13 protein-coding genes are annotated in these 13,649 nt (G+C 59.6%); 3 read left to right on the top strand and 10 right to left on the bottom strand.

The annotated features are described in order from the left end of the window. Window positions 1-60 precede the first annotated feature (60 nt). Window positions 61-2,028, bottom strand: coding sequence for a DNA primase (dnaG, locus tag ACEN93_RS14075; RefSeq protein WP_039768069.1), 1,968 nt, complete (start codon window positions 2,026-2,028; stop codon window positions 61-63). Window positions 2,029-2,508: 480 nt separating this feature from the next. After that, entirely contained in the window at window positions 2,509-2,724 is a 216-nt protein-coding gene (rpsU, locus tag ACEN93_RS14070; protein ID WP_002551877.1) for a 30S ribosomal protein S21, read from the bottom strand. A gap of 199 nt (window positions 2,725-2,923) precedes the next feature. Here rpsU and tsaD point away from each other — a divergent pair, with 199 nt between their 5' ends. Next, entirely contained in the window at window positions 2,924-3,949 is a 1,026-nt protein-coding gene (gene tsaD / locus ACEN93_RS14065; protein WP_039768071.1) for a tRNA (adenosine(37)-N6)-threonylcarbamoyltransferase complex transferase subunit TsaD, read from the top strand. A 23-nt stretch (window positions 3,950-3,972) separates the two neighbouring features. Here the strand turns inward: tsaD and plsY are convergent, their stop codons facing one another. Beyond that, window positions 3,973-4,542: a glycerol-3-phosphate 1-O-acyltransferase PlsY gene (gene plsY / locus ACEN93_RS14060; protein ID WP_007959895.1), complete on the bottom strand. Its 570-nt coding sequence runs from the start codon at window positions 4,540-4,542 to the stop codon at window positions 3,973-3,975. Window positions 4,543-4,616: 74 nt separating this feature from the next. Between plsY and folB the strand changes: the two genes are divergently transcribed. Together folB and folK are read left to right on the top strand one after the other, a co-directional pair. Continuing rightward, a complete protein-coding gene (folB, locus tag ACEN93_RS14055; RefSeq protein ID WP_064380331.1) occupies window positions 4,617-4,973 on the top strand; it encodes a dihydroneopterin aldolase in 357 nt (118 codons plus the stop codon). Further along, window positions 4,964-5,482, top strand: a complete 519-nt coding sequence (folK, locus tag ACEN93_RS14050; RefSeq protein WP_495611514.1) for a 2-amino-4-hydroxy-6-hydroxymethyldihydropteridine diphosphokinase — start codon at window positions 4,964-4,966, stop codon at window positions 5,480-5,482. Before folB ends, folK begins: the two co-directional genes overlap by 10 nt. Before the next feature lie 39 nt (window positions 5,483-5,521). Here the strand turns inward: folK and ACEN93_RS14045 are convergent, their stop codons facing one another. The 7 genes from ACEN93_RS14045 to apaG all read right to left on the bottom strand — a co-directional run bounded on the left by ACEN93_RS14045 (window position 5,522) and on the right by apaG (window position 13,610). After that, on the bottom strand, window positions 5,522-6,751 hold the full coding sequence (locus ACEN93_RS14045; protein ID WP_039768076.1) for a multifunctional CCA addition/repair protein: 1,230 nt from the start codon (window positions 6,749-6,751) through the stop codon (window positions 5,522-5,524). 63 nt (window positions 6,752-6,814) lie between these two features. Continuing rightward, on the bottom strand, window positions 6,815-8,377 hold the full coding sequence (locus ACEN93_RS14040; protein WP_039768077.1) for a SpoVR family protein: 1,563 nt from the start codon (window positions 8,375-8,377) through the stop codon (window positions 6,815-6,817). Beyond that, complete coding sequence (locus ACEN93_RS14035; protein ID WP_007959907.1) at window positions 8,374-9,645, bottom strand: YeaH/YhbH family protein; 1,272 nt, start codon at window positions 9,643-9,645, stop codon at window positions 8,374-8,376. The genes ACEN93_RS14040 and ACEN93_RS14035 overlap by 4 nt, the downstream gene beginning before the upstream one ends. 120 nt (window positions 9,646-9,765) lie before the next feature. After that, entirely contained in the window at window positions 9,766-11,688 is a 1,923-nt protein-coding gene (locus ACEN93_RS14030; protein WP_064599839.1) for a PrkA family serine protein kinase, read from the bottom strand. Between the two features lie 297 nt (window positions 11,689-11,985). Beyond that, a complete protein-coding gene (glpE, locus tag ACEN93_RS14025) occupies window positions 11,986-12,315 on the bottom strand; it encodes a thiosulfate sulfurtransferase GlpE (protein WP_039768079.1) in 330 nt (109 codons plus the stop codon). A gap of 33 nt (window positions 12,316-12,348) precedes the next feature. Then, complete coding sequence (locus ACEN93_RS14020; RefSeq protein ID WP_074692226.1) at window positions 12,349-13,230, bottom strand: symmetrical bis(5'-nucleosyl)-tetraphosphatase; 882 nt, start codon at window positions 13,228-13,230, stop codon at window positions 12,349-12,351. Further along, complete coding sequence (gene apaG / locus ACEN93_RS14015) at window positions 13,230-13,610, bottom strand: Co2+/Mg2+ efflux facilitator ApaG/CorD (protein WP_039768081.1); 381 nt, start codon at window positions 13,608-13,610, stop codon at window positions 13,230-13,232. Before apaG ends, ACEN93_RS14020 begins: the two co-directional genes overlap by 1 nt. Window positions 13,611-13,649 lie beyond the last annotated feature (39 nt).

Raw genomic sequence — 13,649 nt, 5'->3', positions numbered from 1 at the left:
TATCCACTGAAGGTCTTGGCGGGCAAAAAACAAGCCGAGGATTATACCTGAGCTATGACCTCACGCGCCAGTTGAGGTCGGGTTTGATGCGGAAACATTGCGACTTAAAAGGTCGCGCAGTTGATTTTTCTCTTCGGCGCTCAGTTCGCTTTGACGCGCTTTCCTGAGCAGTTGTTCCAGATTTCGCTCGCGTTGGCGGGCTGACAAGCTAGTAATGGTGTCGAAAAACTGTTGTTCAAGGTTGTCTCCGTCAATCAGCCATTCCTTTTCCGCCAGCGCCTTGAGCAAGCGGCCCTGTTCGGTTCCGTGCCATCGCGCGATCAACTGAAATGAGTTTAGCTTGGGATTCTTCTGTACGGCTTCGAGCAGTGCCACCAGCAGTTGTGCGTTGGTCTGGTTCTCGTCCGCGAAGTGCCCGGCGTCCTCGACTTTCTCCGCCAGTTGCGGGTGATGCAGCAAGGTTCTCAGTGCGGCAAGGGTCGGTGGTTCGACGGCGGCCGGCACGCGCGGGGCACGGGGCTGGTCGCGATCGCCGCCACGCTTGCCATTCTTGTCCCACGGTTTCTTGTCCCATTTCTTGCCGCCGGCACCGGGTTTCTTCGGCGTCCATTCCTGCTGCGGCACATACATCTCTTGTGCCTGCGGCTGATGGTAGTCGCTGTAGTCCGGCATGGCGTCATAGTCGATGCCCGGGTCGTAGGCGGGCGGTGCTTCCTGTGGCGCGCTCTGGGCCAGCTGGCTGACGCTTTCACTGCTCAGGCCGGTGATCTCGCTCAGGCGCTGACGCATCAGGATGCGCAGGTTGGCGCCAGGGACCTTGTCGATCAGCGGTGCTGCGAGCGTGGCCATGTGGGCCTTGCCCTCCAGTGAGCGCGGGTCGGCTTCTTCGGTCAGTTGCTGGAAGAAGTAGTCCGCCAGCGGCTGTGCATGCTGATTGATCCGGGCGCGGAAGGCGTCAGTGCCCTCGGCGCGAATCAACGTATCCGGGTCTTCGCCTTCAGGCAGAAACAGAAAGCGTGCACGGCGACCGTCCTGCAGGCAGGGCAGTGTGGCTTCCAGTGCGCGCCAGGCGGCATTGCGGCCAGCCTGGTCGCCATCAAAGCAAAACAGTACGTTCGGCACGACGCGAAACAGGCGCTTGAGGTGTTCTTCGCTGGTGGCGGTGCCCAATGTCGCGACGGCATTGCGCAGGCCTTGTTGGGCCAGGGCGATGACGTCCATATAGCCCTCGACGACGATGATTTCGTCGAGGTTGCGATTGTTCTTGCGTGCTTCGTAGAGGCCGTAGAGTTCCTGGCCTTTATGGAACACGGGGGTTTCCGGCGAGTTCAGGTATTTCGGCTTGTCGTCACCGAGCACTCGTCCACCGAAAGCGATGATCCGTCCACGGGTGTCGCGGATCGGGAACATCACGCGATCGCGAAAGCGGTCGTAGCGTTTGCCGGTTTCGGCGTTTTCGATCAGCAGGCCGGCATCGATCATGGCTTTCTGCTGCAAGGTGTCGCTGCTCAAGTGTTTGAACAGGTTGTCCCATCCCGGCGGTGCGAATCCGAGGCCGAAGTCCCGGGCGATTTCGCCGGTCAGGCCGCGACCCTTGAGGTAGTCCACTGCAGCCTTGCGTGCCGGATGGCTTTTGAGCGCCTGTCGATAAAAGTCGGCGGCGGCTGTGAGCAGCGGGTACAGCGGTGAGTCGGTCGGCTGGCGCGGTTTGTTCGAGCGACCGCCTTCTTCGCGTGGGACTTCCATGCCGGCGGCTTTGGCCAGATCTTCGACAGCCTGGGGGAAGTCCAGGTTGTCGTGATCCATGAGAAAGCCGAGGGCGTTGCCGCCGGCGCCGCAGCCGAAGCAGTAATAGAACTGCTTATCGGGACTGACGCTGAACGACGGGGTTTTCTCTTTATGGAACGGGCAGCAGGCGGTGTAGTTTTTGCCGGCCTTCTTCAATTGCACGCGCGAGCTGACCACGTCGACGATGTCGGTGCGGTTCAGAAGGTCGTCAATGAAGCTCTGGGGAATCAGCCCGGCCATGGCGTTCTCGTCTGCGCTGTAATGGGTCCGATGCGAAAGGCGGCCGGACGCGGGTCAATGAGTGATGCGCGCACGTTGGGCGGCTCGACCGGTGTCGTTTGCGTAATCGCTGTCGGGAAGTGTATCTGCCGAAAATCCACTGACGTTAGTGCTCATCAGTCTTCGACTATTCGAAAATGTTGCGCTGAATCCGCTGACGGCTGGTAATCGGCCTCGGATAGCTCATGAAGCGGGCACGCAAGCTGGTGCCTTGGGCTGATCGTCGTAAGAGGAATCAGTGGGTGTGCTCGTCAGTAGCCTTGAAAGGCTCGTCAGAAAAGACGTGCACCGCTGGCAAAAGAGCCAGGCCTGACGCGGTGAAGCGGGTTTGTCTCGGTCGCATCTGCGGCTTCGACGGTGAAGCATCAAGCGTTTTACGCAAATGCCATTAGCCCGGCTGAGGGCCGGGCTTGGCAGAAGCTTGCTACGATCGTCTGTGTATTAGTACAGACGAACGGCGCGGCGCTGTTCGCGCTGAACTTTCTTGGCGTGACGCTTAACAGCAGCAGCTGCCTTGCGCTTACGCTCAGAAGTTGGCTTCTCGTAAAATTCGCGGCTACGAACTTCAGCCAGTACACCGGCTTTTTCGCAGGAGCGCTTGAAACGACGCAGAGCTACGTCGAAGGGTTCGTTCTCTTTAACTTTGACGGCTGGCATCCAGAGCTACCTTCATTCATTACCGGGGTCAACATCCTCGCGGCAAAAGAGCACTTGAAGACGTCGGTTTTTAAGGGTTGCGGATGTTAACCCCTCATCGCTCGGAATGCAAAGCCTCTGATCGAAAACCGCTGGTCGGGGCATCACGCGGCGACTATTATGCGCGCCTTCGAATTCAGCCTAAACAAGGCGCAAACCCATGCTAGTACTGGGATTAGAAACTTCCTGCGACGAAACCGGCGTCGCTTTGTACGACAGTGAACGCGGCCTGCTGGCCGATGCGCTGTTCAGTCAGATCGACCTGCACCGTGTCTATGGTGGCGTGGTGCCGGAGCTGGCCTCGCGCGATCACGTCAAGCGCATGCTGCCCCTGATTCGTCAGGTGCTGGCCGAGGCGGACTGCGTACCAACCGAGATCGACGCCATCGCCTACACCGCGGGTCCCGGCCTGGTCGGTGCGCTGCTGGTGGGGGCTTCGTGCGCCCAGGCGCTGGCCTTTGCCTGGGGCATTCCGGCCCTTGGCGTGCATCACATGGAAGGCCATCTGCTGGCGCCGATGCTGGAGCCAAAACCGCCGGAATTTCCGTTCGTCGCTTTGTTGGTGTCCGGTGGTCATACGCAGCTGGTTCAGGTCGATGGCATCGGCCAATACAGCCTGCTCGGCGAGACGCTGGACGATGCCGCGGGCGAAGCTTTCGACAAGACTGCAAAAATGATGGGCCTGAATTATCCGGGCGGACCGGAAATCGCCAAGCTGGCAGAGAAGGGCGTCGCAGGACGTTTCACCTTCCCGCGTCCGATGTGTGATCGCCCGGGCCTGGATTTCAGCTTCAGCGGCCTGAAGACCTTCGCCCTCAACACCTGGCAGCAGTGCGTCAGCGCCGGGGACGACAGCGAGCAAGCCCGTTGCGACATCGCGCTGGCGTTCCAGCAGGCCGTGGTGGAGACTTTGACCATCAAGTGCAAGCGTGCCCTCAAGCAGGCCGGCATGAAACGTCTGGTGATCGCCGGCGGCGTCAGTGCCAACAAGGCGCTGCGTGTTTCGCTGGAGAAGATGCTCGGCGACATGAAGGGCGATGTGTTCTATGCCCGTCCCGAGTTTTGCACCGATAACGGCGCGATGATTGCGTTTGCCGGCTGCCAGCGTTTGCAGGCCGGTCAGCAGGAGAGTCTGGCGATCAGCGTGCAGGCGCGCTGGCCGATGGAGCAGTTGTCGGCGCTGTGATGAGCGGCGCTCACGTGCGGTATTTAAAAATGCCGTTCGCGCCCGGCGAACAGGTCGCGTAGATTGCCCCGGTGGCGCCAGACGATCAGCAGTGTCAGCGTGCTCATCGGCAACAGCGCCGCCGGTTCCTGCCAGGCCAGCAACGGCAGGGTCAGCGGAGTGGCGATCAGCGCCGCCAGCGAGCTGGTGCGGGTCAGGTAGAACGTCAGCAGCCAGGCGCACACGGCCAGCAGCGCGGCGGGTGGATACAGCCCCAGCAGCATGCCGGCCGCCGTGGCGACGCCCTTGCCACCGCGAAAGCGAAAGTACAACGGGAACAGGTGACCGATCACGGCGCAGACGCCGATCCACGCTTGATCCTGCAGCGAAAGGCCCATAGCCGAGGCGATCAGCACCGGCAGCAGGCCTTTGCACAGATCACCCAGCAGGGTCAGGATCGCGAGTTTGCGTCCGGCCAGGCGCAGCATGTTGGTGGCGCCGGCATTACCCGAGCCACTCATTCGCGGATCCGGATTTCCGGTCAGGCGGCTGAGCAAAATGGCGAAGGACAGAGAGCCGAGCAGGTAGGCGAGGATCGCCAGTAACCAAAACATGCTAACTATTCCGGGCGAGGACGCCCTGATTCTAACGGCGCATTGCGCCCTTGTCGTGCAGCGGAGAAAAGTGCTTGGACAGAGTGTTTATCGAGGGCCTGGAAGTCGACACCGTGATCGGTGCCTACGACTGGGAGCGCGGCATCCGACAGTGCCTGCGTCTTGATCTGAGCTTCGCCTGGGACAATCGGCCGGCCGCCGCCGGTGACGACCTGACCCTGGCGCTCGATTACGCCAGTGTATCCACGCGGATCCAGGCCTTTGCCGAGCAATCCCGGTATCAACTGGTCGAGACGTTCGCCGAACGTCTGGTTGAAGTGCTGATGAGTGAATTCAAGATCACCTGGGTGCGCCTGAAGCTGACCAAGCCAGGTGCCGTACCGGCCGCCAAGGGTGGCGTGGGTGTGGAGATCGAGCGCGGATGTCGCTGACCCAGGTCTATCTCGGGCTCGGTAGCAATATCGAGCGCGAAACCCATTTGCAGGCCGGTCTGGATGCCTTGTCCACGTTTCTGGTGGATATCCGCTGTTCGCCTGTGTTCGAAAGCCAGCCGGTGGGAATCAAGAGCGGGCCGTTCTTCAACTTCGTGGTGTCGGCTTTTACGGATCTGCCGTTGATCGAGCTGGATCGCCGCTTGAAATTCATTGAAGCGGACAACGGTCGCTATGCGCCGGATCGCAAGGGCTTGCCGCTGGATATCGACGTGTTGCTGTACGGCGATCTGGCCGGCAACTTCGACGGGCTGATCCTGCCCCGGGCGGAAATCCTGAAAAATGCCTTTGTGCTGTGGCCGCTGTCTTTGATTGCGCCGGATCGGGTACATCCCGGTGTAGGAAAAAGCTTTGCCACGTTGTGGGCCGAAGCGCAGATCGATCAGGTGCTGGCACCGGTCGGATTCGAGTGGCGCGGTACTCAGCTCACGCCTTCAGGTCTGGCTTGAACGGTTTGATCCGCCCTGGCGAGGGCGGATCAAATGTTTTCAGGACGCCGCCGATTCCTTGTAAACCTTCAGCGCCTTGAGCCGTTCGCGCTTGAGTGCCTCGCCCAGTTCCGGGCCTTTGAATCCCTTCTCCAGCAACGGCTGCACTGCCACGCCGCGCGCCACATTGGCCGCACCGCGCAGGTAATCCGCCTGTGGATAACTGCGCTGCTCAAGCCCTTTGCGGCCTCGGGCATCCATCTCGCACGCGACGATGAATTCTTCGAAACGCTGTGGTCGACGGTAAACGTCAAAGCTTTGCAGCAACTCAAGCAAAGTCGACGCTTTCAACTCCAGGGCGCGATGCCCGTGGGTGTGATATTGGCCGACCAGCAAGGCCAACTCCTGACAGTCCTTCGGCGCCTTGAAGCGTTCGTTGACCGCTTTGATCAACGTCAGGCCTTTGTGCTCATGGGCGATGTGTCGTGGCCATTCCGCTTCTGGCGTCAGGCCTTTGCCGAGGTCGTGCAGCAGGCAGGCCCAGCGCACGGTCAGCGGCTGCTTGTGCAGGGCTGACTGCTCAAGCACGCTCAGGGTGTGAATACCGCTGTCGATTTCCGGATGATGGGCTTCCGGTTGCGGCACGCCGAACAAGGCATCGACCTCTGGCATCAGCACCTTCAAGGCGCCGCAATCGCGCAACACCTGAATGAACACCTGGGGCTGATCTTCCATCAGTGCGCGGGAAATCTCCTTCCAGCTGCGTTCGGCCGTAAGGGCTTCCAGTTCACCTGATTCGCTGAGCTGACGCATCAACTCCAAAGTTTCGGGCGCTACCTTGAAACCCAGCTCTGCGTAGCGGGCAGCAAAGCGCGCAACACGCAGAACCCTGAGCGGATCTTCGGCAAACGCGGGGGAAACGTGGCGCAGGATCCGCTCTTCAAGATCACGCTGACCGTGGTAGGGATCGGTCAGGTTTTGCTGATCGTCTTCGGCCATGGCATTGATTGTCAGGTCACGGCGGATCAGGTCTTCTTCCAGCGTGACCTCGGGGCTGGCGTGAAAGGTGAAGCCACCATAACCGCGACCGCTCTTGCGCTCGGTGCGGGCGAGGGCGTACTCCTCGCCGCTTTTCGGGTGAAGAAACACCGGGAAATCCGCACCGACCGGGCGATATCCCTTGGCAAGCATTTCTTCCGTGGTCGCGCCGACCACCACCCAATCGATATCGGTGACCGGTTTGCCCAGCAGGCGATCACGTACCGCACCGCCGACCTTGTAAATCTGCATAAAAAACCTCCGTTGGCCCGACAGGATAACCCTTGCGCCGGACTTTCGGAGGCCTGAACGGGATCAAAGATGAATGACGGCGAGGTCGAGTCGACCGTAATCCCCCTCGCTGTGTTCGCTGCGGGGCGGAACGTGATGGGTTTTCATGATCTGGTCGCCCTGCAGGGTTTCCAGATGAATGTCGAAACCCCATAGCCGGTGCAGGTGTTTGAGGACCTCTTCGGTGGAATCGCCCAGCGGTTTGCGGTCGTGTTGCTGGTGGCGCAGGGTCAGCGAGCGGTCGCCGCGGCGATCGATGCTGTAGATCTGCACGTTCGGCTCGCGGTTACCCAGGTTGTATTGCGCGGCGAGCGTTTCGCGGATGATCCGGTAACCGCCCTCGTCATGGATCGCCGGTACCAGCAGATCGTCCTTCTGGTCGTCATCGAGGATGCTGAACAGCTTCAGGTCGCGGATCACCTTGGGTGACAGGTACTGCAGGATGAAACTCTCGTCCTTGAAGCTGCTCATGGCGAACTTGATGGTCGACAACCAATCGCTGCCGGCGATTTCCGGGAACCAGCGGCGGTCTTCTTCCGTGGGCTCTTCGCACATGCGCCGGATGTCGCGATACATCGCAAAGCCCAGGGCATACGGGTTGATGCCGTTGTAATACGGGCTGTCGAACCCCGGCTGGAACACCACGCTGGTGTGGGACGTCAGGAACTCCATCATGAAGCCGTCGGTCACCAGGCCTTCGTCGTACAGGTCGTTCATCAGCGTGTAGTGCCAGAACGTCGCCCAGCCTTCGTTCATCACCTGGGTCTGGCGCTGTGGATAGAAATACTGGGCGATCTTGCGCACGATCCGCACGATCTCGCGCTGCCAGGGTTCCAGCAGCGGGGCGTGTTTCTCGATGAAATACAGGATGTTTTCCTGCGGTTCGGCCGGGAAGCGCGCGTTGTCCTTGTCGCTGTACTTGTCTGCGCCTTTGGGGATGGTGCGCCACAGGTCGTTGATCTGTTTCTGCAAGTGCTCCTCGCGATCCTTCTGCCGGCGCCGCTCTTCCTCCGCGGAAATCGGATACGGACGCTTGTAGCGGTCGACGCCGTAGTTCATCAGGGCATGGCAGGAGTCGAGCAGATCCTCCACCGCATCGATGCCGTGGCGCTCTTCGCACTGCATGATGTACTGCTTGGCGAACACCAGGTAATCGATAATCGAACTGGCGTCGGTCCAGGTTCGGAACAGATAGTTGCCCTTGAAGAAGCTGTTGTGGCCGTAGCAGGCATGCGCGACCACCAGCGCCTGCATGCAGATGGTGTTTTCCTCCATCAGGTAGGCGATACACGGGTCCGAGTTGATCACGATCTCGTACGCCAGCCCCATCTGCCCACGACTGTAGGATTTTTCGGTACTGAGAAAGTGCTTGCCGTAGGACCAATGGTGATAGCCAAGCGGCATGCCGACCGACGCATACGCGTCCATCATCTGTTCGGCGGTGATCACTTCGATCTGGTTGGGATAGGTATCCAGGGCATACCGGGCCGCGATACGGGCGATTTCACGGTCGTACGTCTGGATCAGCTCGAATGTCCATTCCGAGCCGGTGGAAATGGGTTGGCGCTTCTGCTCTTTGGCGGTCATGTCACTAACCTGCGCTGGAAGAGTTCACGGAAGACCGGATAGATATCCCCGGCCGAGACCAGTTGTTGCTGGGCAAAAGTGTCGGAAAAGGCTTCGGCGATGCGCTCGTACTCGTACCACAAGGCCTGATGTTCGCGCGGGGTGATCTCCACGTAAGTGTAGTACTGCACGAACGGCATGATCTGGTTGATCAGGATGTCGCGGCAAATCGGCGAGTCGTCGTTCCAGTTGTCGCCGTCGGAAGCCTGGGCGGCGTAGATGTTCCATTCGTTGCTTGGGTAGCGCTCGGCCATGATCTCCTGCATCAGCTTGAGTGCACTGGAAACGATGGTGCCGCCGGTTTCCCGGGAATAGAAAAACTCTTCTTCGTCCACTTCCCGGGCGCTGGTGTGGTGGCGGATGAACACCACGTCGATCTTGTCGTAGTTCCGCTTGAGGAACAGGTACAACAGGATGAAGAAGCGCTTGGCGATGTCCTTGGTCGCCTGGGTCATGGAGCCGGAAACGTCCATCAGGCAGAACATCACGGCCTTCGAGCTGGGGTTCGGCTGCTTGATCAGCAGGTTGTACTTGAGGTCGAAGGTATCGAGGAACGGCACCCGATGGATGCGCGCACTGAGTTTCTCGATTTCCGCCTCGAGATCCTGAATATCCCCGAAGTTATCCGGTTCTTCGCGTTTCAGTCGCGCCAGCTCTTCTTTGACTTCGCGCAGTTTGGCGCGGCTGCTGCCCGACAACGCAATGCGCCGTGCATGAGCCGAACGCAGGGTACGGATGATGTTGATCCGCGACGGGTTGCCCTCGTTGCTGATCCCCGCACGTACGGTCTTGAAGGTGTCGGTGCCGGTCAGGTTGCGCTTGACCAGGTTGGGCAGTTCGAGGTCCTCGAACATGAATTCGAGGAATTCTTCCTGGGTGATCTGGAAGACGAACTCGTCCATGCCTTCGCCGGAGTTGCCGGCCTTGCCTGGCCCACGGCCACCTCCGCCTCCCGGCGGACGGGCAATATGTTCGCCGGCGGTGAACTCCTTGTTGCCGGGATGGACCACGGTCTGCTTGCCGCCGCGACCATGGTGAAGCACCGGCTCGTCGATATCGCGACCGGGAATGCTGATCTGCTCACCGTGTTCCATATCGGTAATGGAACGCCGGCTGACCGCCTCTTCGACAGCCTTCTTGATGTGGTCACGGTAACGCCGCAGGAAGCGCTGACGGTTCACCGTGCTCTTGTTCTTGCCATTGAGACGTCGGTCGATCACATAGCTCATAGGAGGCCCTCCGGGCAGCTTCAAGTAGTGAGCTGCGAGCCGCAAGTGCAGGCATATGCCCTGGCATCAGGCTCATGCGCTTTTTTACTTGCAGCTCGAAGCTTGTAGCTTGCAGCTGCTTTACTGCGATTTCCGGACCCGCAGATACCACTCGGAGAGCAGTCGTACCTGTTTGTCGGTGTAGCCGCGTTCGACCATTCGTGTAACGAAGTCGTTGTGTTTCTGTTGATCCTCTTTGCTGGCCTTGGCGTTGAAGCTGATGACTGGCAGCAGGTCCTCGGTGTTCGAGAACATTTTCTTCTCGATGACCACCCGCAGTTTTTCGTAGCTGAGCCAGGTCGGGTTCTTGCCGTTGTTGTTGGCCCGGGCGCGCAACACGAAGTTGACGATTTCGTTGCGGAAATCCTTCGGATTGCTGATGCCGGCCGGTTTCTCGATTTTTTCCAGCTCCTCGTTGAGGGCGACGCGGTTGAGGATCTCGCCGGTTTCCGGATCTCGGTACTCCTGATCCTGAATCCAGAAGTCCGCATACAGCACGTAGCGGTCGAAGATGTTCTGGCCGTATTCGCTGTAAGACTCGAGGTAGGCGGTTTGGATCTCCTTGCCGATGAATTCGATATAACGCGGCGCCAGGTATTCTTTCAGGTAGCGCAGGTAGCGCTCGCGGGTTTCGGCCTGGAACTGTTCCTGTTCGATCTGCTGTTCCAGCACATAGAGCAGGTGTACCGGGTTGGCGGCGATTTCGTGCGGATCGAAGTTGAAGACCTTGGACAGAATCTTGAACGCGAACCGGGTCGACAGACCATTCATGCCTTCGTCGACGCCCGCCGCATCGCGGTATTCCTGAATCGACTTGGCCTTCGGATCGGTGTCCTTGAGGTTTTCGCCGTCATACACGCGCATCTTCGAATAGATGTTGGAGTTTTCCGGCTCCTTCAGGCGTGACAGCACAGTGAACTGCGCCAGCATCTTCAGGGTGTCCGGCGCGCAATGGGCCTTGGACAAGGAGCTGTTGAACAACAGCTTGTCGTAGATCTTCACTTCGTCGCTGACCCGCAGGCAGTACGGCACCTTGACGATGTAGATCCGGTCGATGAAGGCTTCGTTGTTCTTGTTGTTGCGGAAGGTGTGCCACTCCGACTCGTTGGAGTGGGCCAGCAGGATCCCGGTGAACGGAATTGCGCCCAGGCCTTCGGTACTGTTGTAGTTGCCTTCCTGAGTGGCGGTCAGTAACGGGTGCAGCACCTTGATCGGTGCCTTGAACATCTCGACGAATTCCATCAGGCCCTGGTTGGCCCGGCACAGCGCACCTGAGTAGCTGTAGGCGTCGGCGTCGTTCTGCGGGAATTCTTCGAGTTTGCGGATATCGACCTTGCCCACCAGCGCGGAGATGTCCTGGTTGTTTTCGTCACCCGGCTCGGTCTTGGCCACGGCGATCTGGTTGAGGATCGATGGGTACAGCTTGACCACGCGGAACTGGCTGATGTCGCCGCCGAATTCGGCCAGGCGCTTGGTGGCCCATGGCGACATGATGGTGTTCAGGTAGCGCCGTGGAATGCCGAAGTCTTCCTCGAGGATCGCGCCATCTTCGGTGGCGTTGAACAGACCCAAAGGCGATTCGAATACCGGCGAGCCCTTGATCGCGTAGAAGGGCACTTTTTCCATCAGTTGTTTCAGCTTCTCGGCCAAAGACGATTTACCGCCGCCGACAGGGCCGAGCAGATAAAGGATCTGTTTCTTCTCTTCCAGGCCCTGAGCGGCATGGCGGAAATACGACACGATCTGGTCGATGCATTCTTCCATCCCGTGGAAGTCTTCAAAGGCCGGATAGCGGCGGATCACCTTGTTGGAAAAGATTCGTGACAGCCTCGAGTTGGTCGAGGTGTCGAGCAGTTCCGGTTCGCCGATGGCCATTAACAGACGCTCGGCGGCGGAAACGTAGGCACTGCGATCCTTTTTGCACAGTTCCAGGTACTCCTGCAGGGAGAATTCTTCCTGGCGTGTGGACTCGAAGCGTTGTTGGAAGTGGCTAAAGATACTCATGACGTCACCTCGCTCGATACGTGGAGCCGACGCCGGATCACTCAGTCGATGCTGGCAAGCAGCCGCTGTGGCAGCTGATTGTTTACCCCCCAGAACACTTTCGCGGTCGACAACCTTGAAAGTCACTCCCGATGACCCGTGCGCCGGTGTACCGGCTCTCCCCTGTTTTGGATGGCCTGGGCTTAAGGATAGTTGGGAATTCGGGAGGTAAAGGCGAGATACGTAATTAGTTGTGGCAAGACCGTTCGTCTGCCGCCGCGGGCCCACGGGAGCCGGGGCCTGCGCGTTACAAAAAAATTATTCGGAGCTGCCTTGCGCGGTTTCCGAAGGAAAAGTCGTACGCCACAGTTCGAAGCCGCCGTCCATGCTGTAGACGTCGGAGAAGCCCTGGCTCACGAGGTAGGCCGCGGCACCCTGGCTCGAGTTGCCGTGGTAGCAGACCACGACGGTCGGAGCATCGAGGTCGGCGCCCTGGATGAAAGCATGCAGGGAATGATTATCCAGATGTTTCGAGCCACTGATGTGCAGGGCGGCGAAGGTCGCCGGGTCGCGGACGTCGACCACGACTGCACCTTGCTCGCGCAGGGCCTGGGCCTGCTCCGGGGGAATACGTTTGAATTCGCTCATGGCGGGTTCCTGTTGCTCGGCTGAAAGCGCAGTCTAACGCGGGACGCTGACTGGCGAAGTTTCGGGGATAAGTGGTGCGACGGTTGGGGCAAGGCCACCATGCTCATCGCATTTGCATGACAGGCGTTCGCCGCTGTCGACGTTCATCAGGGTCAGACTGCCGCCCCAGACACAACCGGTGTCCAGTGCGCAGATGCCTGGCTCATGGACATTGCCTTCCAGCGCCGCCCAGTGACCGAAGATGATCCGCAGACCTTTGGTCTTCCGATCCTTGTGCTGGAACCAGGGCTTATATCCCGGTGGCGCGGTGTCGAGGCCTTCCTTGCTCTTGAGGTCAAGCTTGCCTTCGGCGGTGCAGAAGCGCATGCGCGTGAAATAGTTGGTGATGACTCGCAGGCGGGTGACGCCTTTGAGATCGTTGTCCCACTTCGCCGGTTCGTTGCCGTACATGCCGTCGAGGTAGGCGGGAAACAGATTGTCGTCGCGCAGGGCGGTTTCGACCTCGGCGGCGCACTTCAGAGCGCGCCGCAGCGACCATTGCGGCGGGATGCCGGCGTGGGCCATGGCGACATCACGCACTTCGTCGTAGTGCATCAGCTTTTGCTGACGCAACCACTCCATCAGCACCGGGCCGTCGGGGGCTTCGATAATCTCGCGCAGGGTGTCGGACTTTTTCAGGCGCTCGATCTTTTTAGCGGCCGCCAGCAGGTGCAGGTCGTGATTGCCCAGCACGCAAACCAGCGATTCGCGCATGCCATATAGAAAACGCAGGGTTTCCAGCGATTGCGGGCCACGGTTGACCAGGTCGCCGACCAGCCACAGCCGATCGATCGACGGATCGAACGCAACCTGCTTGAGCAGGCATTTCAGCGGTTCGAGGCAGCCTTGCAAGTCCCCCACGGCATACGTCGCCATCAGTGCAGGGCTCCGGGGACGGCGAGGCGGAAGGGCTTGATGATTGCGTCGAAATGTTTGCCGTCGCTGGCAACCATTTCGTAAGTGCCTTGCATGGTGCCGACCTTGGTGGTCATGACCGTGCCGCTGCTGTACGTGTGGCTTTTGCCTGAATCGATCAGTGGTTGCTGGCCGACGACACCGGCGCCGCGGACTTCTTCGACATGGCCGTCGCCGTCAGTGATCACCCAGTGACGCGACATCAGGCGTGCGGGCTGCTCGCCATTATTCTGCACGGTGATGGTGTAGGCGAAGGCGAAGCGGTCGTGCTCGGGTTGCGATTGGTCTGCCAGATAGTGGGTAACGACGCTGACATCGACCTGATAACGAGGATCGGACATGCAAAAGGGCCTTAAACGAAGCGGAACGCGAGGGGTAGC

It is taken from the genome of Pseudomonas sp. Pseusp21 (assembly GCF_059492145.1).
The sequence above is the reverse complement of the archived record's forward strand: the minus strand, read 5'-3'. Positions and strand labels throughout refer to the sequence as shown.